Raw genomic sequence first — 21,226 nt, 5'->3', positions numbered from 1 at the left:
ATTTTAGATTTATAATTCGAAATTCAATTCGGCATCCTGCAACAAGGGGGCGTTCCTGTCTTTATCCGACAAGTTGAGGATAGACGGATCCATGATCTTCCAATCCACACCGACCGAAGGATCATCAAAACGCAATCCGCGTTCATGGGTAGGCATATAAGGATTATCGACCTTATAAGTAAAAACAGCCTCCTCGCTCAAAACATGAAAACCGTGGGCGAATCCTTGCGGGATAAAAAACTGACGTTTATTCTCGTCCGACAACTCTACGGCGACATATTTCCCGAATGTCGAAGAACCTTTACGCAGATCGACAGCCACATCCAAAACACATCCTTTTATCACGCGTACCAACTTGGACTGCGAGTAAGGAGCCAGTTGGTAATGCAATCCTCGCAACACGCCTTTCGACGAACAAGACTCGTTGTCCTGCACAAATTCCACTTTGCCGATATGTTCTTCAAACTCCGCCTTCTTCCAAGCCTCCATAAAGTATCCACGTGCATCTTTAAACACTTTCGGTTCAATGATCCACACGCCGGGGATTTCAGTTTCAATATATGTCATTATCTTATTGTTTATACTAACAGATGACAAAGTAACTTCTTTTTCCTTACTTCTCCAAACCTCCCCGAATACAAAAAGGGAGAAAAAGATTTGCATATTCCAAATATATTATCTTTCTTTGCACTCGCAAAACCGGAATGGTTATTTTTTAAATGTATCGGTTCCTTGGATGAGTGGCTTAGTCAGCGGTCTGCAAAACCGTGTACGGCGGTTCGAATCCGCCAGGAACCTCTTGGTAATTGAAAATTCAAAATTGAGAATTGGAAATTACTTTTTACTATTTTATTCCGGTTCCTTGGATGAGTGGCTTAGTCAGCGGTCTGCAAAACCGTGTACGGCGGTTCGAATCCGCCAGGAACCTCAAAAAGCAAGAAAGGATTAGAATGGAAATTTCTAATCCTTTTGTTTTTCAGCTACTTACGTCCTCCGTAATAAAATGATTGGAAGAAGAATTTTCATAGTTTTCAGCTTTTGTTTTACAATTGTTTTACAGTAAAACGGAGAAAATTACTGTTTCCATGCTTCTACTTTTTTAGTTAGAAAATCTGTTTATCATTTGAATACTAAATTTATTTCTTATCTTTGATACTGTAAATATAGAAATAATATACCAAAATAAACTATTTATTTAGTATTTGACTTTTAAATACAATTACATGGTTCATCTTGAAAGAATAAAGGAATTGTGCGAAAAGAAAAACGTAACAATGAAACAGGCTGCTGTTGAATTGGGTATGACAGAGCAGAGCTTGCACAAAATTATCAAAGCAAACTCTACTAAAATAGACACATTATTAAGTATGGCTCAATACTTTAATGTAGAACCTGCTTATTTCTTTGATAACTATTCCACTAGCACATCAGATGGTATTTGTATCAGTAAAGAAGAACTGGAGGGGCTTATCAAGAAAGTGATAGCTTACTCTATTCATGGTTTCGGAATGGTGAAACTTGAATGGGACACCAAAGAACAAAAGTTTAATTCATACTTTGATATACTAAAAAAACAGTATAGCCCCGATGCTTCGGATTTAAAATACATATCTTCGATGCTGGAAACGGATATTCATATCACCGACGAGGCAACTCCTAAAGATGTGGCACGGGTATTAATGACCAAAGATGAATTTGATTTCACTTCTACCTATTATTATGGCATCCGGAAAATGGAAGTGCAGGAAGAACTTCAAAAGCTCACTGCTTTCTTGGATAAGCATAATATTCCTATCTCTGATTCCATCAAGAAGGATATTGATGAACTTAAAGGCAGGATTAAGTATTATGAAGGTAAGAGTATTATAGGAAATAACAAGATTTGACCATAAACAATGGAACAGATATTTAATAAAGAGCAGCAGGAAAAAGCGCAATTCATTATAAATCATCCTTTGGCAAAGTTATCGGATTTGCGTTCAAATGAAATAAAGGACTTAGCCGTTGTGTGGTGCTACTATTCCGGTAAGATAGAAGGTAATACCTATACTTATGTGGAAACAGAAGCATTGCTTAAAGATGGCATCACCTCTGAAAAGAAGTATGAGGACGCCAAGATGTTGAAGAACTTATATAATACTTTCATTTCCGAACTGGAATATATCAATAAAGGGAAAAATCAGGAAGTAATAGATGAGCGTACTTTATTCAGAGTGCATCAATCTATATCTACCGGGTTGGTTTCTGATGAAGAATCAGGCTTTTTAAGAACAAGGGCTGTTCGTATTAGCGGCACAGAATATATACCGCCAAAGGATTTGCATGATATTCGGACAAAGTTGAATGAAATACTTTATGAACAAGAACAATATACAAATCCATTGGAGCGAGCCGTTTATATTCATTGCAACATTGCCAAACTACAACCTTTTATAGACGGGAGCAAACGTACCTCCCGAATGATGGAAAGCATTGCATTGATGAATGCTGATATTATTCCTGTTTATTCTTCAAGAGATGCTGATATACTGAACTACAGGAAAGGACAGATTGCCTTTTATGAAACAGAAAATTATTCTCCGTATGCCGATTACTTCCTGAATAAGCAAGTAGAACGAATTAAAGAAATAGAATAACCATGAGTGAAGATATAAATGTTATGCTGAAAGAGTTGGATGTTCAGAAAGAACAGCTATCAGCTTTACGTCCATTGCCCGAAGAAGCCTTGAAAAAGATTCAGGATGCTTTGGATATTGAATATACCTACGAAAGTAATCGTATAGAAGGAAATACGCTCACATTGCAGGAAACAGCCCTTGTAGTGAACGAAGGTGTTACTATTTCGGGTAAGTCCATGCGTGAACATTTGGAAGCTATCAATCATGCGGAAGCTATTAGTTACATTAAAGATATTGCCAAACAAGATATAGAGATAAGCGAGCGAACCATCAAAGAAATACACGCCCTTATTCTTCATGGGATAGACCGTGAGAATGCCGGAAGGTATCGCACTGTTCCGGTTATGATTTCAGGTAGTACGCATATGCCGCCACAACCTTATCTGATAGAGAAGCAGATGGAAGATTTCATTCTCCGTTTCAAGCAAATGGAAGCAGAAAAGGTACATCCTGTTCTTATTGCTGCCTATCTACATGATGAATTGGTGCGGATTCATCCGTTTATAGATGGTAACGGGCGTACCTCTCGTCTGTTGATGAACTTGTATCTTCTTCGTCATGGCTATGTTATTATTACCCTGAAAGGTAGTAATGACGCAAAGGTAAACTATTACAAGGCTTTAGAAAAGTCACACGCGGAACATCTGACGGAAGATTTTCAGAAGCTGGTTGTTGAAGCGGAAATAGCTGCATTACAGAAGTATTTGTCTATCATGGCTTAGATGTGCTCTATGAAAAGATAGTAAAAAGAACTCGGATTTGTGTTAAATACATCCAAGAGTCTATATTATATTTGCTTAATTGTATCTGATTAGTTACATTTGCATTATAAAAGCAACAGATAAAAAGGATAATGATATACGTGAACTGTATTTCTCAGATGAGTTTGCAGAGTTCTACGATATGTTGCAAGATAAAGTAAAAGCTAAGTTTGAACATACTATGGATATTATCAGAACAGAGTATGTACTTAGTACGAAGTTCGTGAAACATAGCATACGGACTTGTATGAAATGAGGGTTTCTGTTAATACGAATGAATATAGAACGATTCTTTTTGCTGTTGATAATGAGAACATCATTCTTTCAAAGAAGATACTACTCTTGAATGGTTTTCTGAAGAAATCCACAAAAGACTATAGTAAACAAATAAAGATTGCAGAACGGATATTAAAAGACTTTGAGTTATGAGAAAGTTAGATGAAAATAAGTTAGCAAAGTTGCATACAGCGGGTGAGCTACTGGACAATAAATATGGAGAGGTGGGTACTGACTCTCGTACTGCTTTCCATGAGAAGTCAATAGCGTGGTATTATGGCGAGATATTGCGTGACCGTCGGAAAGAACTAAAGATAACCCAGCAAGAGTTAGCCGAAAAGGTTGGCACAGCAAGAAGCTATATTGCCCGTGTGGAAAAAGGAGAGACAGATATACAGATTTCGAGTTTCTTTCGTATTGCTCGTGCTTTGGGAATTGAGTTTACTCCCACATTTTTATAGCCATTAACAAAAAATTTAAATAGAATATTTGTTTTACAGTAGCGGAACTATAAATATTCTAATCAATTGAGAATAAAATATTATCTTGTCGGTCTAAAATCCGCCAGGAACCTTAAAAAAGGGGGTATGTCATAAATCTGTATATTAGAACACAGATAACACAGATGAGACGGATTCACACAGATTGATTATTGTTGATCAATAAAAAAATCTGCGGTTCTCTGTCGGATCTGTGTCATCTGCGTTCCGTTTTCTATTTTTGACACTCCTTCTTTTTATTTTTGTCCGGTAATTGGGAATTAAAAGGATAAGATTATGCATTACAAGATCACGACACTCGTGGAGAATGCCGTCTACGGGCGGAACTTACAGGCGGAACACGGGCTCTCATTGCTTATTGAAAACAACGGGTATAAACTATTATTCGATACGGGACAGTCGGATCTGTTTATCCGCAATGCAACGCTTTCGGGTATCGATATTGCGGAAGTGGATTTCCTTATCCTGTCACATGGACACAGTGATCATACAGGAGGATTGCGGCATTTCCTTTCCGTCAATAAAAAAGCTCCGGTTATCTGTAAACAGGAAGCCCTTTACCGGAAGTTTAAAGATAAACGGGAGAACGGAGTCATTGACTCCAACCTGTTGGATTTATCCCGATTCCGTTTTATCACCGGGCAGACGGAACTTATTCCCGGATTGTTCCTATTCCCGGACCTTCCGGTTATAAATCCTGAAGATACTCACTTCGAACGATTCTTCACCCAAACGCCCGAAGGAGTTGTTCCCGATATTTTCAATGACGAACTGGCGGTCGCACTGATAGCAGAAAACACATATTCCGTATTGAGCGCCTGTTCCCACCGGGGAATCACCAATATTCTACGGACTATCGGAAAGAGTTTTACCGGATATACATTCAAACTCCTGGCCGGAGGTTTTCATATCCACAATGCCCAGGACGAGAAATTCAGTATCATAGCGGACTACCTGAAAAACAATCTGCCGGAACAGATCGGCATTTGTCATTGTACGGGTATAGACAAATACGCGTTGTTCCGGCAGACATTCGGGGACCGTGTGTTTTACAACTACACGGGAAATACGTTTTATTTATAAATCTTGGCAGCCCAACCACCGCCGGGAGCCATCTTCACCTTTACTTTGCGATCGGCGGGAACCGGTATGACTTCCTTTTTATAATCGCAAGCGGCACGATCGGCATTGATGCCGTCTTTGAACAATTCCAGTTTATAGTTGCCATCGCCCAAGAAAGACAAGTCAAGCTCCACCTCGCGGGCATCCCAGTTTGTCAAAGCGCCCACATACCAGTTATCACCATGAAGGCGGGCAATGGCTACATACTCGCCCACTTTACCATCCAGAGCAACCGTCTTTTCCCATACGGTCGGGATATTGGCGATAAAATCCCTGCATTCGGGTTCCCGGTTATAGTTGGAAGGATTATCGCACAACATGTTCAGCGGAGACTCGAAGATCACGTAAGTAGCCAACTGATGGCAACGCGTTCCCTGGCTCATCGGCTCGGTATAGATCGGAGCATAATTCTTGCGGATCGCATTGCGCATGGCGCCTTGCGTATAATCCATCGGACCGGCAACCATGCGGACAAAAGGAATCGTCACGTCGTAAAGCGGCATATCATAGCTCTTTTCCGCCCATTTCATATTTTCCAAGCCATGAACGCCTTCGTAGTTGATCACGTTCGGATAAGTACGTTGCAAGCCTGTCGGTTTGCAGATGCCGTGATAATCGACCATCATCTTATACTTTGCACAAGTTTCGGCGCCTCTGTAGAGGAAGTCGATGATCTCTTGGTCGTCACGATCCATAAAGTCGACCTTGAATCCCTTCACACCCATATCGGAATAATGCTTCACCACCTTTTCCAGATCCCGGTCAAACGCGTGGTAGCCCGCCCAGAGAATGATACCTACATTCTTGGATTTGCCATAATCCACCAGTTCCGGGATATTGATTTCCGGAATAACCTGCATCAGGTCGGCAGCCAAGTGGACAGACCATCCTTCATCGAGAATCACATACTCGATGCCATGTTCGGCAGCGAAATCGATATAATATTTATAGGTTTCATTGTTGATGCCGGCCCGGAAATCCACATCGTAGATATTCCAGTCATTCCACCAGTCCCATGCCACCTTGCCCGGTTTCACCCAAGAAACATCCTGCAGGCGGCAAGGAGAAGCCAGACGATACACCATATCGCAATCAGCCAACTGCTTGTCATTCTCGGAAACGACAAACACACGCCACGGGAAAGCACGCGTGCCGCTTGTCTTGGCAATATAGTCCTCGCGCTCTTCCACCAACATCTGCAAATTATTGTGGCCGCCTTGCTTTTTCACTTTCGGATAAGGGGCGAACACCGGTTTCAACGTCGGCTTGTCAGTCGAGTTATTCAAGAACATACCGGGATAATCTTCCAGGTCCGCCTCGGTGATACAGAGTTTCTTGCCACCGTCCAATTCCACCAAGAACGGAAGGATCATCAGACGTTCGCTGTTCAACTTCGTGATCGGTTCGTGTACATACGGCTGCTCGAAAGAGTTCATGAACTGTTCCCCAAAAGTAGCCTTCTTGCTGTTCACATAAGGCGCAAAGGCCGTATGGTCGGAAGAAAAATTATAGTCGGCTTCTTCATCCATCACGACGATATCATTCTTCATCTTCGTCGTGAAACGATAGGCCAGGCCGTCATTATACATACGGAAAACAAGGCCGTAGTTGCCCCGGAACGAAAGTGTCATCTCATTATAGACATCCTGCACTTCCGTCTTTTTATAGAAAGGAGAAGGGATCACTTTATCGACTGCCGCTTTCAGCACTTTCGATACTTTGGGGCTGGCCCCTAAGACAACTCCATCCTGCAACGTCATGGAGATCGGAGATGCGGCGAGGATTTCCGTCCCGTCGTGTGTAAATGAAAAACGAATATCGTCACCTACCGTAACGACAGCTTGCAGTTTTTTGTCCGGCGATTGCAACTGATAGCTTTTCTGAGCCGTCAGCGACATGCTCCCCATCAGGAAGAGCGCAATAAGAGCTTTTAATTTCATGGTTTTCAAATTTTATTAACTGGCGACAAATATACAGGATTAATCAGGAAATGCTTTTGCAAAATTGTCTTATCTTTGTAGATATTGTATCATAATACGGTTATTAAGGAGATAATATCCATGAAAAAGCTTATTTGTTTATTGTTTTGTTGCCTGCTTTTCCTTCCGGCTGCCGCCCAATGGAAATGGCACAACCCGATGGAAGCCGGTTTTCCGGTTATCCAAAATCAAGGATTCACAAAAGAGATCGGAAATTCTTACACGCGCTTGCCCGAACGTGCAAAAGGCGTGGTGAGCGAACCGGTATGGAACCTGTCGCGGCATTCGGCAGGACTCGCCATTCATTTCTACAGTAATGCCCCGCAGATCAAAGTGCGCTACACCGTTACCGGTAGCCTGAATATGCCGCATATGCCTTCGACCGGAGTGTCGGGAGTCGACCTTTACAGCATTAACAGCGACGGGGAATGGCATTTTTGTTTCGGCAACTATTCTTTCAAGGACACGATCACCTATACATATAATAATATAGGCAAAGACCGCTACCACAAACAAGGTTTCGAATACCGGCTTTATCTGCCCTTGTACAACGGAGTGAAATGGTTGGAGATCGGTACGCCCGAAGATGCGAAGTTGGAATTCATCCCGGTTTCTCCCGAAAGGCCGATTGTCCTGTACGGAACTTCGATCGCACAAGGGGCCTGCGCTTCCCGCCCGGCAATGGCCTGGGGAACGATCCTCCAACGTTCGCTGGACTATCCGCTCATAAACCTCGGCTTTTCCGGCAATGGCAAACTAGCGAAAGAAGTGCTGCAATTCATCGGCGAAACGGATGCCCGGCTGTACATACTGGATTGCATGCCGAACTTGCCCAATCAGAAGGAAGAGGATGTTACGGCTTTGGCCATCGCCGCCGTCAAGCAACTTCGGGAAAAACATTCGGCTCCCATCTTGCTGATCGAACACGGAGGCTATAGCAATATGTATATGGATTCAATAAAATACAACGAAGTCACCCTGGTTAACCGTGCTTCCCGTAAAGCATACGAGCAGATTCAGTCCGAAGGAATTAAAGATATATATTATTTATCCCGCGAAGACCTGAACATACCGTCCGATGGTTGGGTTGACTATGTGCACCCGTCCGACTTCGGAATGAAGCAACAGGCGGTTGTCGTAGAAAGAAAGGTACGGGAAATCCTGCATATTCCTCTTGGCTCCCTGACCACCACCATCCCCGTCACCCAACGCCGGGAACCGCATATGTACGAATGGCTCTCCCGTCACCGCGCTTTCCTGGAGCAGGTACGCAACCATCCGCCTAAAGCTGTAATCTTAGGCAATTCGATCACCCACTATTGGGGTGGCGAACCGGAACACCGCAACAAGAACGGACGGGAGACCTGGGAAAAAGTCATGCGTCCTGCCGGTTTCCAGAACTTGGGCTGCGGATGGGACCGTATCGAAAACGTGCTTTGGCGTATATACCATGGCGAACTGGATGGCTATAAGGCCGGAAAAGTCGTCTTGATGATCGGCACGAACAATTGCGGCCTGAACAGTGACAAAGAGATCGTCGAAGGCCTCCGCTTCCTCCTTTCCGCCATCCGCCAGCGGCAACCGGAAGCCTCCGTCAAAGTGATCGGCATCCTTCCCCGCCGCAATCAGGAGCAATGGGTCAGGAACATCAACTTCGACATTAAGGAGATGGTGGAAACGGAAGGTTACGAATTTGCCAATCCGGGAACAGCCCTATTGCAGCAAGACGGCAAAATAGACGAAAGCCTGTTTATAGGTGACGGCCTCCATCCGAACAACAAGGGGTATGAATTGATTGCCGGAGAGATCTCATCCCCCAACAAAAGTTTTTGAAAAATAATCCTTCATCTGTACACTTAAATATTTTGTATTCACGTTATTACAGATGAAGGAAATAATATTAATACTGCATCTGTCAGCAGCTATTTAAGATCAAATAGCCATTCTCTTAACACAAACCTGCCTGCTTCTATTTCAACCGTCAACTATCGAATGCTTGTTCGACAGCAGTCAAACGCTTGTTTGTCAAATGTCGGACAAGCGTTTGACTATTGTCGAACAAGACCAATCCTATTACTTACGCAATAAAAAGCTATGAGACAAGAGATAAAATCCTTCATCTTTAAAGCTCTTATTTACAAGACGGTAATACCTTAGATGAAGAAATGCAGGAAACATGCAACCCGTCGTAAGCCAGATGAACATGAGGCGGCAGCTCCTTCTCGACCTCCGCATGCAATCCGATACGGTGGCTCATGTGGATCAGATACGTTTCCTTCGGCCTTATCCGCTCGATATTGACAAGAGCCTCCTCCAACGATTCATGCGTCGGATGGGAACCTCGGCGAAGGGCGGTCAGGATCAGCACATCCAAGCCTTCCAGTTTGGCATATTCTTCTTCCGGAAGATACTTCACATCTGTCAGGTAGGCCATATTCCCGATACGATACCCTAAGATCGGCAGTTTCCCATGCATCACCCGGACCGGCATGACCGGGATTCCGGCAACCACGAAAGGCGCGTTTCCGATCCGGTGAAGTTCCAGGTTCGGAACTCCGGGATATTTATGGGCACGGAACACATACGGGATGCGCGTCTCGATGGCTTCCGCCACATTATCTTCCGCATACACGTCCACCCCCTTTTCACGGCAAAAAGGGCGCAGGTCATCCAATCCGCCGACATGATCGTAATGTTCGTGCGAGATCAAGACTGCATCCAGATGGTACGTCTTGCTACGGATCGCCTGCCAACGGAAATCCGGACCGCAATCCAGCAGAAGCCGTTTACCATCCGTCTCCACCAGCACGGACGTACGCAGACGCCAATCCCGCTTATCCGGACTGGTACACACCTCGCACTGACAACCTATTTCGGGAACTCCGGTAGAAGTACCCGTCCCTAAAAACAAGATTTCCATTTATCCTACATATTTTACCTCTGGCATAATCTCGATACCGAACCGGTCATGAACGGCCGTACGAATACTTTCGGCAACCAATGCGATCTCATGTCCTTTGGCTTCACCCAAATTAACCAATACCAATGCCTGCTTTTCATATACGCCGACCGCACCATGCGACTTGCCTTTGAAACCGCACTGCTCGATCAACCAGCCTGCCGGCACTTTCACTTTTCCCTCTCCCGCCGGGTAAGACGGCATATCCGGATATTGCTCCTTCAACTTCCCGTAACATGCAACCGGAATAACCGGGTTCATAAAGAAACTTCCGGCATTTCCCAATTCATCGGGATCAGGCAATTTCTGACGACGGATCGAAATCACGGCGTCCCGTACGGCTTGCAACGTCATCTCCGGATACTTAGCCAGTTCCTCCTTCAAATTGCCGTAATTGACAGATAATCGAGGCTCTTTGCTCAAGCGTACATTGATATAAGTAACAATGTGAGGGTCGTTATGCTCATCTTTGAAGAAACTCTTCCGGTAACCATAGAGGCATTCTTCATTGGTAAACGTGCGTTTCTCGAACGAAAGCTGGTTATACGTCTCCACCGTCTCGACCACATCCTTGATTTCCGTACCGTATGCCCCGATATTCTGGACAGCGGCGGCTCCGGCTTCGCCCGGAATATCGGAGAGGTTTTCTATTCCTCCCCAACCTTTGGACACGGCATAAGCGACTACGTCGTCCCATTTCTCGGCAGCCCCGATACGAAGCAGTACCGAATCGTCCGTCTCTTCCGCTACAGAGATCCCTTTTATCTGCGAATGCAAGATAATCCCGTTAAAATCATTTATGAATAACAGATTACTGCCACTTCCGATATGCAACGACAGACATTCCTGGAAATATTCGTCCCGAAGGATACGCCCCAGTTCCTCTTCATTCGTATACTCCATAAACCAGCGGGTCTTCACCGGAAGGTGAAATGTATTATGTCTCTCCAGCGAGTAGTTATCTTCTATTCTCATCTTGCGTATGTTTTTATTTTGCAGGACAAAAGTAACGATAAATATCAAATCAATCAGCAGGCATATAAAAAAGCGCTCCAAATATAGCAACCAAAGGCTATTTAACATTTTTTGTTTCGCTAATCGTAACAAATGCATATACGCGTTGTTAAATAAGAAATGAACGCTGATTTCTTTAATATGCAAAAAAAGATACAACATATCAATGAAAAGCGTACATTTGCCTTGAATATCATTAATTAAATAAAAACATTCATGAACAAAGCAGAATTGATTGAGGCCCTGGCCCAGAGATCGGGATTACAGAAACAAAAAGCGAAGAAATTGTTGGATGCTTATGTCGACATCGTAACAGAAGCCATGTCTAACAACGAAGAAATCGTATTGATCGGTTTCGGTACATTGATACCGCATCCGCAGACTGAACGTTTAGCTCGTAACCCCAAGACTGGAACACCTGTTATGATTCCAGCCAGAACGACCGTGAAGTTCAAACCGGGTAAGTATTTGTTGGATGCAATTAACAAACCCGGAGAAAAGAAGTAATACTTTTTTTACCTGACAAAGGGAGGCAATCTAAAAAAGGTTGCCTTCTTTTTTGCAACCTGTCCAAATTATAAGTAATTTCGGTGCCGGAAAATGACAATTCAATCATGAAAATAGTTAATCTTGGAGAATCAAACTCGGTGTTAAACCGGTTTGTCGCAGAACTGCGCGACGTCAATATACAAAAAGACAGCATGCGCTTCCGCCGTAACATCGAGCGGATAGGTGAAATCATGGCCTACGAGATCAGTAAGGATTTCACTTACAGCACAAAAGACATTCAATCTCCTCTGGGAACAGCACCGATGAATACTCCCGACGATTCAGTCGTCATCAGTACGATCCTGCGTGCCGGTCTTCCCTACCATCAAGGCTTCCTAAGCTATCTGGACAATGCGGAAAATGCATTCGTTTCCGCTTACAGGAAATACAAGGACCGCCTGAACTTCGATATTCATATCGAATACATCGCTTCTCCCCGATTAACGGACAAGACATTGATTATAACGGACCCGATGCTGGCTACCGGCAGCTCCATGGAACTGGCCTATGAGGCATTGCGCACCAAAGGGCACCCGGCACATATCCATGTCGCTTCCATCATTGCCAGCAAGCAGGCAATCGAATATATCCAACGTAAAATGCCGGACGATATCACAACCGTATGGGTAGCGGCTGTCGACGATGAACTGGACGATCATTCTTACATCGTTCCGGGATTAGGCGACGCCGGTGATTTGTCTTACGGTGAGAAAGAATAAAATACAAATCTAATGGGGTAAAGTAAACCAGAAACGGGAACCTTTCCCTTCTTCGGACTCTACCCCGATTCTTCCGCCTACCTGTTCGATTATACTCTTGCAGATCGAGAGTCCCAAACCCGTCCCCTGCTTGAAACTGTTTCCTTTATAGAAACGGTCGAACACATGCTGCTGCACTTCGGGCGACATACCGTCTCCGGTATCCGTCACAGAGAATTCAATTTCATCCTGCCGTACCTCGTAACCAAGCACGATCGTTCCCCTGTTGGTATGCTTGATGGCATTATTAATAAAGTTGGATATGATCTGTGTCAGCCTCACCTTATCGCAACGCATAATACAGAAAGGCAGGTCCGGAGCCACACATAGCGCGACTTCAGCCGGCACTTTGATGCGCATCGAAACGACCAGTTCTTTACACAGTTCACGCAGGTCGACCTCGACAAGTTTCAATTCGATTATGCCGGATTCTATCTTGGCCAAATCCAGCACATCGGAAATCAACTGCAACAACAGTTCATTGTTTTTCTGGATAATCTCGACAAACTGCTTCTTTTCTTCCGGATCGTCCGTATCGACCAACAACGTGGAGAATCCGACAATGGCATTCAGCGGAGTCCGGATCTCATGGCTCATATTGGCAAGGAAAGCAGATTTCAAACGATCCAACTCTTCCGCTTTCTCACGCTGCATCTGCGTCTCCTTTAATTCGGTAATATCATAATTCACGCAAATCATTTCCAACTTCGTCGGATCGGTAGACTGTGTATTCCGCATCACATTCACACGAGTCCAACGCCAGTTCTCCCCATGCTTCACCCTTAATTCTTTCCGGATACAGTCAGACCGTCCTTTCTTTACGCGCTCGAAGAAATTAAGCATAACTCTTCGGTCTTCCGGATGAATCCGGTTATAAACGCCTATGACTTCCGGTAAGGGTGTTCCCTCTTTTTCACCTAAATTCTGATACCACTGGTCGATGGCATAACCGTCACGACTCAGCAGGTCGAATTTGGCATATCCTACCTTTGCAAAGCGGCTGACCAAACTGAAGAAATGTTCAAACTCTTCGATACGGTTATAGGCGAGCGCCTTATCCGTATTATCAAGATTGATGAACATATAATTAATCAGATCTCCATGTATATCATAGAGCATGCTGACTTTCGTAAAAAGATCGATCGTACCGCTCTTTACCGTCGGATAATAAGCATCGTTTTTAACGGTATTGAACGAATAATCAAGATGGAAAGAGACAGGCTCCTGACGAATCAGCTTTTTCTGAACTTCGTCGGGGATTATCGGATTTTCAAAGATATTAATCCCTAAAGCCGACTCTTTGGAGGGAAGACCGAATATCTCGGCATCCATATTATTGAGATCCACCAAATAGCCATTCTTGTCATACAGCTCGATACCGACCGGTATATTGGTATAGATATTCCGAAGCAGTTTTTCGCTATGGTCCAATGCCTCATTGGTACGAGCCATCTTCGTTATTATACTGATGATATTCGAAATAGACGATAACCACTGGTAATCCTCCAAGCTCCACATACGATATTTATCCACGATATCTATCCCCATATATCCCCACGGCTCACCTTTGATTATCAACGGTATCAAAATCAGGGAACAAACGCCGCGCACTTTCAGATAACGTTTTTCCTCTGCCGCTTCAGGAGGCAATTCATCCAGATTGTTAATCAAAACCGGATATAAATTCCGTATCTTCTGTGTAGACCAGGGCAATGTCGCAACCGGAATGTTTTGCAAAGACAGACGAACAGGCTCAATCCCTTCACTACACACCTCATATGTGCAGCCGATCAGCCCTTCATCCCCATATTCCATAATATATACACGGCCTTTCGTATCGATCGAAAACAGAATCTCCGTAAGAGCCAAATGGATCGATTTGTGCAAATCATTTGTCTGGATAAAAGAATGCAAGGCACGGGACAAGCTCCCCAAATGCCTGAGAACACTATCGACTTGCCCATTCACAACAGGCCTGTTCTCCTCCGTCTCGCTAAAAGGGATCAACTGTAAAATACCCAATACGGTCAACTTGCCGTCGGGAGCCTTTTCACGTTTATAAATCTTTGTGCGGACAAACCTGTACCCATAACAAGTTTTCATCGGAAAGATCTGTTCGTATATGCCAATCCCTTTAAAGAAAGCGAACTCGTTGGCAATACGGTCCCGATAGTCTTCACGGATCAACAAAAGGAAATCTGCTAAGAGGATTTTCGGACCATCCAACTCCAGGAGACTAATCAAATAGTCCGAACAGATATAACATCTTTCTTCAAAATCAGCTTCCCACCAGCCAACTTGAGCATTATCTAATATTAATTGATACCGGTCTACTTCCATGAACACGACTTTAGTTATCTTCCGTACAAAAGTCGTTATAATAAATCAGATCAACAAATTTTATTCCCCTTAATATTCAAGGTATTTCAATCCTATCATTTATCATAAAAAAATAGCAGCACAAGCTAATTCCTGCCTATGCTGCTATTTAACTATAGATAAAAAAGCATTATTTCAACTCTTTAATACGGATGTTACGGAACTTGACGGGAGAGCCATGACCTAAGAAACCGATATGTCCTTTCTTATTGAACAGGCCCGGATGTTCCTTATGGTCGGCCGTACCGTTCTTCGTCGCTTCCCGGATATTGCCTTCCATAATCACCACACCGTTGACCGTCACCTTGATATTATCGCCATCGGCTACAATTTCTTCATAATTCCATTCACCCGCAGGTTTGAACGCACTATGATGATCCGCCTTAGCCGGGATAATTCCATAAACGGAACCGTGATGCTGCAAAGGAGTAATATCCTTATAAATCGGATGTTCGCAATCCAGAATCTGGATTTCCATGCCGACATAAGCGGCATCCCCTTCCATCGGGGTACGGATACCGACACCGTTATTAGCACCCGGCGTCAATTGGAATTCGAAACGGTATACGAAGTTGCCATACTCGTCTTTCGTATATAAGTTTCCACCGTAGCTCTTGCTCGGAATCATGGAGATACAACCGTCTTCCAAGGTATAATCGACTGTATTGCCTGTCCATTCATGCATGTTCGTACCGTCGAACAAAATCTTGAATCCTTCCTTCTCTTCTTCGGCTGAAAGTTTGAACGGTTCCTTGCGTTCCAACTCTTTTACATAAATATTCCGGTAATAGACCTTGCTGCCATGAGCCTGCAATTCGATCTGTTCGGTCGGGAAGATCGGGAGTTTACGATCCCAATAGTTCTCCAGGATCACATCATCCACGACTTTCTCTCCATTCAACACGACAGTTACACGGTCACCAACCATCTTGATATAGAAGCTGTTCCATTCACCCAACTTATTATCTGCCACTTTCGACGGTTTGCTCTCGTTCACCTGGTTGTTGTATAGTCCACCGGAACCGACCTGCGCCCCTACGTTTACACGTGCAGTATCCCAAATCTGTACCTGAGGCGTACCACGCAGGTAAATACCGGCATCCGCTTCGGGACCGGCCGGATCGAGCATCCAGTCCACATACATTTCGAAGTCGCCATACTGTTTTTCCGTACATAAGTTATCGTAACCGCTTCCTTCGAATACCAATAGGCCATTTTCGACCTTCCAATCCCGACGCATGTTTTCATCGGCTTTCACCTGCTCTTTAGCCAACTGTGCCGGTTTCATTTTCGCACGTGCAATCGGGTTTTGTACCAAACCTTTCCAGCCGGTCAAATCCTTGCCGTTGAACAACGAGACGAATCCTTCGCCCTGCGGCATCTCGGCCAGATGTTTCTTGATCGCTTCCTTCTGGTAACCTGCATCCGGATTGTCAAGCACATCCATCACCTTGTTCAACAAGGCACGGACATTCGCCCCCATATACTCCTTATTGCCCAAAGCGATATTCATAACAGCATTGGCAGCAGCCTGTTGCACAGGTTTCTGGTCCAGGAATTCGCCGGCATACAACATGCCCAAGAATGTTCCGGTATTTTCAATCTGTTGCAGGATGGCGATCTTCTGTGCATCCGTTTTAGCTATTTCCATTGCCTTACGCAGGCTCAACAAACGGTTTTCACCTGTAAAGGCCGGATTGGAAACCAGTTTCACATAGGTAGTGAGAGCCGGATCAAAATAATCGGACGACGGGTTTTCCTTGCAGATCGTATATAATTCGTCCGCCACTTCAATACCCTTCCAATTCAGCAAAGCTTCGAAGGCAGCATCTCGTTTAACCCCCGTATTGGAACGAAAACCTTTCACGATCGTCGTCAACGCATCCGGCTGGCCGGTAGAAGACAACACCAGATAATACAAATAATCCTTATTGCCAGCCTGCAACATACGGCGTGTCACCATTTCTACCCGGTCGGCAGCAGGAAGAGAGGACAATGCCGAAATAACAGCCCGTTGCATAGGAGGAACAGCCAATGCGTCGGCTGTTTCCAGCATACCGCACATATTGGTTATATCCCGTTCTCCCACCACATCCTTCAAAGCCACGTAAGCCGCTGCCTTCACTTCAGGAGCACCCGTCTGGATCTGATCCAGCACGGTGTTGATATTAGCAGTAGCCTTGCGCATGGCCAACAATTCGAGTCCGGCTATTTTGCCTGCATTGGCAGCAGAAGAGACAGCCTTCGCCACCGCTCCGTCGATATCTCCGGGGAAAGCGGCCAGAGCATCCTGTCCTAACAAGACAACTTGCTTGTCATCGTTCTTCAGCAATTCGGCCAACGAAGGGATATAAGACTTATCACCTATCTTCACCAATGTCCAAGCGGTAGCCTGCTTCACGTCGAAGTTGGCATCACCGAGCTGCTCCAACAAGATTTGCTTGGCAGGAAGATCGAAACGTATTTCCAGATTCTGGATAATATCGTGTTTGGACGGTTTCTTGGCCTCGCGTCCGATCCAGTTCAAGAGATCTATTTTCAATTCAGGTTTGGCTTTCGGAACCATTTTCATCAGTTCGATATACAACTCCTTATCCGCAAAACCGGAAGCGTAGCTCAAAGCCGCATTCCGGTAATTCTTGCTCGGATCTTTCATGGCAGCGATGACCATTTTGGATACTTTGGCCGGTTCTTCGGCAGCTAAAAGTATCTGCAAGGCGGCTTCCCGTGTCTGTTCCTGTCCGGCCTTAGCCGCTTCTTTCTGCAATTTCTTTGCGGCCTTCATCACCGCCACGCGATCACTCTTTACCAATCGTTTCAACAAAGCGATATAAGCTTCGTTGGCACCGGTCATTTCCATTGTGTAACCGGCGTTCTCGGCCGCTTTCGCCAAAACCGGCAAGGAATTAGGACCTCCGATGCAACTCAAGGCAAACAAGACCTCTTTCTGCATATTCGGATCGGATGCTCCCTGCAACGCCAACAAGACAGGTTCAGCCCCATCCACCCGGGCATCAGCAATCGCACGGATCACATCCTTTTGTGTTTTGGGAGAACCGGAACGGCTCTTCAAGGCTGCAACCAATGCCTGTCCGGCTTTTTCGCTACCGTTGGCAGCCAGCGCACGGGCGGCGGGACCGCTCAACGACTCATCATTCAGATAAGAAGCCAGTGCATCTATGCATTCGTCTTTTCCCAACATCTGAAGTTGACGGATAATAAACGCTTTCGTTTCGCGCTCGTTTACCATTTCCAACGCCTTCAGATAAGCATTTGCAGTCACCAACCGGGCATTCTCCTCGCCTTTTGCCATGACATAATGTGTCAGGCCGCTCAAGGCGTAGTCGACATTTGCGTTGCTACCTTTGCCCGGAGCATTTATCATGTTTACCAGCATCAGAACACCTTCTTCGCCGGTAGAGCTCAAATCACCAATCAGTTTATTGTACGCCGCCTGTTTCGCCGCAGGCATCTGAGCCAACACATCGGCAGCGGTCGTTTTGGCCGTACGGTTGGCCGGAGTCTGCGCCATCAGCATGCTTCCGCATAACAGTAAGGCAGCTATTGATATATATGCTTTTCTCATTATGTTTCGAATTTTGAATGAATTAAATATTCCAGGGTGCTCTCATCGGCTGGTCCAGCAAACGATTTGCAGCCTCGTCGTCAATAAATTCAAGTTTTACAGGATCGAAATTCAGTGTCCGGTTCAAACGTAGAGCCACCGCTCCCATATTGACAATAGTAGCCGAACGGAAACCATTCTTCTCGTTCAGGGCGAAAGGCTGGCGTGTCTTCACACATTCGATAAAGTCCGTAACCTGCGATTCAGGTTCGGGGAAGTCGGCAAGTTTCTTCTCCCAATCAGGAATATCGCATACAAAATTCTTATAAACATTACCTTTCGGTCCGGCGATATACGGCGTATTCGGATCACCGAAATCCCCCCCCCAAAGGACGATCTGACAACCATCGTCATACGTGTAGGTAATGGAACGCCAAGTACCGACAGCGTCCGGATGTTGTTGCGGAGCATCCACTTCCACTTTAACGGGGCTGGTATCGTCTTTACCTAATATATATTGTACGGGATCGATATAGTGCTGCCCCATATCTCCGAGTCCGCCTCCGTCATAATCCCAGTATCCGCGGAAAGTCTGGTGTACACGATGCGGATTATAAGGCTTGTAAGGAGCCGGGCCAAGCCACATGTCGTAATCCAGTTCTGACGGGACCGGTTGCGGTTCGAGATATTCTTTTCCTACCCAGAAGAACTTCCAGTTGAATCCGGTATGCGCACTGATCGTCACCTTCAACGGCCATCCCAACAATCCGCTTTGTACCAGTTTTTTCAACGGCTTGACGGGAGTGCCCAGTCCGTAAAACTGGTCTGTAAAACGGAACCATGTATTCAGGCGGAACATACACCCGTATTGCTGTACGGCCTCCATCACGCGCTTTCCTTCACCGATCGTACGGGTCATCGGTTTTTCACACCAGATGTCTTTTCCGGCTTTAGCGGCTTCGACGGACATGATACCATGCCAATGAGGCGGAGTGGCGATGTGCACGATATCGACATTCGGATCCAGAATCAAATCGCGGAAATCATGATAAGCGGCTATTTTTTCCTTCACCAGTTTCTTTCCCAGTTCAAGGTGATTTTTATCAACGTCACAAACGGCAACCAAACGTGTACCGGCATAGCCCACATGGCCTCTTCCCATCCCTCCGGTACCAATAATACCTTTAGTCAATTGATCACTTGGAGCAATATACCCGTTTCCCAATACGTGGCGCGGCACAATCGAAAAGAGCGCAACCCCTCCAAGAGTTTTCAGAAAACCTCTTCTGCTTGTTCTCATAGTAAAATAATAATTTATATAGATTAGCAACCAATTATTTAAAAATATAAATAATATCTGACAAATATACTAATTATCTAATAATTCTTGCAGATATTCACGTGTTTTTATCACATAATCATGTCTTGCACCATTTAATTCGCATTCAATAGTCAATGCTCCCTGAAATCCTTGCTTCTTCAGTTCAGCTATGACGGCCGGGAAATTCACCTCTCCGGTAGGGATGGGCACTTCTGCTCCCAATTCATACGGATTGTTCGGGTCCGGATATTTACCGTCTTTTGCATGGAATTCCTTGATCAGGCTACCGAACTGCTTCACGGCATCCAGAGAATTCGCTTTCCCGTACATCAATAGATTAGCCAGATCGCAATTGATAAACACATTGCCCGTAGCTATGTCTTTAATGGCACGGATCAAAGTTGTCGGCGTTTCCTGTCCGGTTTCAAAATAGATCATCACGTTGCGTTCCTTAGCATAATTTGCCAAATCCTGCATAACCTTGATAAAATCTTTGTATTGTTCGGAAGAGGGATCTTCCGGTATAAAACCGAAATGGGAGTGCATGGCAGGCACTTCCGCCATAGCGCAAAAATCAATCATCTCGTGATATACTTTAATTTTCTCTGCCCGTTCTTCTTTCGGGACCAGACCGATCGTCGCCGGTCCTTGACGGAAATTCCAAACACAATGGCTTCCGGGTACGCCGACAACTGTTGTCACTTTTATATTATGTTTCTTGGATGCCGCCTTTACTTTTTCAGCAAAATCTTTTGTAAACTTGTTTTTCTGATAATTAAGCTCACAAGAGCCGAATCCCTGTTCATGCAGGTCTTTAAAGCTTTTATCGATATCGCCCAAATCATACTGGATGACCCCGATCGTTATCTTATCTTGAGCCATCATTCCGGAACACATAAACAACAAAGCAAAAATCAATAAAGAGAATTTAGTTTTCATCGCCTGATATAGATTAAGTTAATAAATAACGAAAACAAAAAAAGAGGGACAACCAAAGGGTTGTAAGTCTTTTTGGCCTCCCTCTTTATTTATGAAAAAACAAAAGTAATAATTTATTCCATTGTCGGATTAAAAGTTCCGCCCCAATTATTGTTTTGTTCGAGATTTGGATTTTCGTCAAGGTTGGCCTTCTGAATCGGGAAGAAATAGAATGATTCTTCAATTACAAATTCTCTTTCCGCCGCTTCTGTATAAGGAACTTGATGAATCACATAACGAAAATCTCCGGTAGTCAACTCATTGTTATTGATTTTTGCTCTGGCAGTGTTCAAATCGGGTCTTGTTCACTTTTGCTGTATGGTTGCTTTTTATGTATTTAATTAATAAAAGAGCACAGCTTAAAAAATAAAAGTCTATATTATAAGT

At 44.6% G+C, this 21,226-nt stretch carries 17 protein-coding genes, 2 tRNA genes and 1 pseudogene; 11 read left to right on the top strand and 9 right to left on the bottom strand.

Annotated features, from left to right (window positions below):
* Positions 1–9: 9 nt before the first annotated feature.
* A complete protein-coding gene (gene rfbC, locus RDN79_RS10305; protein ID WP_298549584.1) occupies positions 10–567 on the bottom strand; it encodes a dTDP-4-dehydrorhamnose 3,5-epimerase in 558 nt (185 codons plus the stop codon).
* Positions 568–726: 159 nt separating this feature from the next.
* Between rfbC and RDN79_RS10300 the strand changes: the two genes are divergently transcribed.
* The 8 genes and pseudogenes from RDN79_RS10300 (at position 727) to RDN79_RS10265 (ending at position 5,298) form a co-directional block, all read left to right on the top strand.
* Positions 727–798, top strand: a tRNA-Cys gene (locus RDN79_RS10300).
* Between the two features lie 58 nt (positions 799–856).
* A tRNA-Cys gene (locus tag RDN79_RS10295) sits at positions 857–928 on the top strand.
* Between the two features lie 295 nt (positions 929–1,223).
* Positions 1,224–1,886 (top strand): helix-turn-helix transcriptional regulator, encoded by a 663-nt coding sequence (locus RDN79_RS10290; protein ID WP_308573213.1) that lies wholly within the window; start codon positions 1,224–1,226, stop codon positions 1,884–1,886.
* 9 nt (positions 1,887–1,895) lie between these two features.
* Entirely contained in the window at positions 1,896–2,636 is a 741-nt protein-coding gene (locus RDN79_RS10285; protein WP_308573211.1) for a Fic family protein, read from the top strand.
* A gap of 2 nt (positions 2,637–2,638) precedes the next feature.
* Positions 2,639–3,400, top strand: coding sequence for a Fic family protein (locus RDN79_RS10280; RefSeq protein ID WP_298553655.1), 762 nt, complete (start codon positions 2,639–2,641; stop codon positions 3,398–3,400).
* 106 nt (positions 3,401–3,506) lie between these two features.
* A pseudogene (locus tag RDN79_RS10275) lies at positions 3,507–3,868 on the top strand (type II toxin-antitoxin system RelE/ParE family toxin).
* On the top strand, positions 3,865–4,176 hold the full coding sequence (locus RDN79_RS10270; RefSeq protein WP_077153632.1) for a helix-turn-helix domain-containing protein: 312 nt from the start codon (positions 3,865–3,867) through the stop codon (positions 4,174–4,176). Before RDN79_RS10275 ends, RDN79_RS10270 begins: the two are co-directional and overlap by 4 nt.
* A gap of 315 nt (positions 4,177–4,491) precedes the next feature.
* Positions 4,492–5,298, top strand: coding sequence for an MBL fold metallo-hydrolase (locus RDN79_RS10265; protein ID WP_298553660.1), 807 nt, complete (start codon positions 4,492–4,494; stop codon positions 5,296–5,298).
* Here RDN79_RS10265 and RDN79_RS10260 read toward each other — a convergent pair.
* A complete protein-coding gene (locus RDN79_RS10260) occupies positions 5,289–7,277 on the bottom strand; it encodes a glycoside hydrolase family 97 protein (RefSeq protein WP_298553663.1) in 1,989 nt (662 codons plus the stop codon). The two genes, RDN79_RS10265 and RDN79_RS10260, sit on opposite strands and share 10 nt — an antisense overlap.
* Before the next feature lie 120 nt (positions 7,278–7,397).
* On the opposite strand from RDN79_RS10260, the gene RDN79_RS10255 reads away from it, so the two are divergent.
* Positions 7,398–9,149: an SGNH/GDSL hydrolase family protein gene (locus RDN79_RS10255; RefSeq protein WP_298553665.1), complete on the top strand. Its 1,752-nt coding sequence runs from the start codon at positions 7,398–7,400 to the stop codon at positions 9,147–9,149.
* Positions 9,150–9,447: 298 nt separating this feature from the next.
* Here the strand turns inward: RDN79_RS10255 and RDN79_RS10250 are convergent, their stop codons facing one another.
* Together RDN79_RS10250 and murB are read right to left on the bottom strand one after the other, a co-directional pair.
* On the bottom strand, positions 9,448–10,236 hold the full coding sequence (locus RDN79_RS10250) for an MBL fold metallo-hydrolase (protein ID WP_298553667.1): 789 nt from the start codon (positions 10,234–10,236) through the stop codon (positions 9,448–9,450).
* Positions 10,237–11,358: a UDP-N-acetylmuramate dehydrogenase gene (gene murB / locus RDN79_RS10245; RefSeq protein WP_298553669.1), complete on the bottom strand. Its 1,122-nt coding sequence runs from the start codon at positions 11,356–11,358 to the stop codon at positions 10,237–10,239.
* 147 nt (positions 11,359–11,505) lie between these two features.
* Here murB and RDN79_RS10240 point away from each other — a divergent pair, with 147 nt between their 5' ends.
* Positions 11,506–11,796 (top strand): HU family DNA-binding protein, encoded by a 291-nt coding sequence (locus RDN79_RS10240; protein ID WP_298553672.1) that lies wholly within the window; start codon positions 11,506–11,508, stop codon positions 11,794–11,796.
* Between the two features lie 107 nt (positions 11,797–11,903).
* Positions 11,904–12,557, top strand: a complete 654-nt coding sequence (gene upp / locus RDN79_RS10235; protein ID WP_298553673.1) for a uracil phosphoribosyltransferase — start codon at positions 11,904–11,906, stop codon at positions 12,555–12,557.
* A 9-nt stretch (positions 12,558–12,566) separates the two neighbouring features.
* Here upp and RDN79_RS10230 read toward each other — a convergent pair whose 3' ends face one another.
* From RDN79_RS10230 to RDN79_RS10210, 5 genes are all read right to left on the bottom strand, one after another.
* Positions 12,567–14,936: an ATP-binding protein gene (locus tag RDN79_RS10230; RefSeq protein ID WP_298553676.1), complete on the bottom strand. Its 2,370-nt coding sequence runs from the start codon at positions 14,934–14,936 to the stop codon at positions 12,567–12,569.
* Between the two features lie 169 nt (positions 14,937–15,105).
* A complete protein-coding gene (locus tag RDN79_RS10225; RefSeq protein ID WP_298553679.1) occupies positions 15,106–18,561 on the bottom strand; it encodes a DUF1080 domain-containing protein in 3,456 nt (1,151 codons plus the stop codon).
* Between the two features lie 22 nt (positions 18,562–18,583).
* The gene (locus RDN79_RS10220; protein ID WP_298553682.1) at positions 18,584–19,840 is read right to left on the bottom strand and encodes a Gfo/Idh/MocA family oxidoreductase; all 1,257 of its coding nucleotides are present in this window, start codon (positions 19,838–19,840) and stop codon (positions 18,584–18,586) included.
* 69 nt (positions 19,841–19,909) lie between these two features.
* Complete coding sequence (locus RDN79_RS10215; RefSeq protein ID WP_298553685.1) at positions 19,910–20,800, bottom strand: sugar phosphate isomerase/epimerase; 891 nt, start codon at positions 20,798–20,800, stop codon at positions 19,910–19,912.
* Between the two features lie 113 nt (positions 20,801–20,913).
* On the bottom strand, positions 20,914–21,132 hold the full coding sequence (locus RDN79_RS10210; RefSeq protein WP_298553687.1) for a hypothetical protein: 219 nt from the start codon (positions 21,130–21,132) through the stop codon (positions 20,914–20,916).
* Positions 21,133–21,226: the final 94 nt, after the last annotated feature.

The organism is uncultured Parabacteroides sp., from assembly GCF_902493135.1.
Lineage (GTDB): Bacteria > Bacteroidota > Bacteroidia > Bacteroidales > Tannerellaceae > Parabacteroides.
The sequence above is the reverse complement of the archived record's forward strand: the minus strand, read 5'-3'. Positions and strand labels throughout refer to the sequence as shown.

Coding starts and splice junctions, on each gene's coding strand:
- RDN79_RS10260 (WP_298553663.1), bottom strand. CDS start 7,277: ATGAAATTAAAAGCTCTTATTGCGCTCTTCCTGATGGGGAGCATGTCG.
- RDN79_RS10215 (WP_298553685.1), bottom strand. CDS start 20,800: ATGAAAACTAAATTCTCTTTATTGATTTTTGCTTTGTTGTTTATGTGT.
- RDN79_RS10220 (WP_298553682.1), bottom strand. CDS start 19,840: ATGAGAACAAGCAGAAGAGGTTTTCTGAAAACTCTTGGAGGGGTTGCG.
- RDN79_RS10280 (WP_298553655.1), top strand. CDS start 2,639: ATGAGTGAAGATATAAATGTTATGCTGAAAGAGTTGGATGTTCAGAAA.
- RDN79_RS10250 (WP_298553667.1), bottom strand. CDS start 10,236: ATGGAAATCTTGTTTTTAGGGACGGGTACTTCTACCGGAGTTCCCGAA.
- rfbC (WP_298549584.1), bottom strand. CDS start 567: ATGACATATATTGAAACTGAAATCCCCGGCGTGTGGATCATTGAACCG.
- RDN79_RS10270 (WP_077153632.1), top strand. CDS start 3,865: ATGAGAAAGTTAGATGAAAATAAGTTAGCAAAGTTGCATACAGCGGGT.
- upp (WP_298553673.1), top strand. CDS start 11,904: ATGAAAATAGTTAATCTTGGAGAATCAAACTCGGTGTTAAACCGGTTT.
- RDN79_RS10255 (WP_298553665.1), top strand. CDS start 7,398: ATGAAAAAGCTTATTTGTTTATTGTTTTGTTGCCTGCTTTTCCTTCCG.
- RDN79_RS10290 (WP_308573213.1), top strand. CDS start 1,224: ATGGTTCATCTTGAAAGAATAAAGGAATTGTGCGAAAAGAAAAACGTA.
- RDN79_RS10225 (WP_298553679.1), bottom strand. CDS start 18,561: ATGAGAAAAGCATATATATCAATAGCTGCCTTACTGTTATGCGGAAGC.
- RDN79_RS10230 (WP_298553676.1), bottom strand. CDS start 14,936: ATGGAAGTAGACCGGTATCAATTAATATTAGATAATGCTCAAGTTGGC.
- RDN79_RS10240 (WP_298553672.1), top strand. CDS start 11,506: ATGAACAAAGCAGAATTGATTGAGGCCCTGGCCCAGAGATCGGGATTA.
- RDN79_RS10265 (WP_298553660.1), top strand. CDS start 4,492: ATGCATTACAAGATCACGACACTCGTGGAGAATGCCGTCTACGGGCGG.
- RDN79_RS10285 (WP_308573211.1), top strand. CDS start 1,896: ATGGAACAGATATTTAATAAAGAGCAGCAGGAAAAAGCGCAATTCATT.
- murB (WP_298553669.1), bottom strand. CDS start 11,358: ATGTTAAATAGCCTTTGGTTGCTATATTTGGAGCGCTTTTTTATATGC.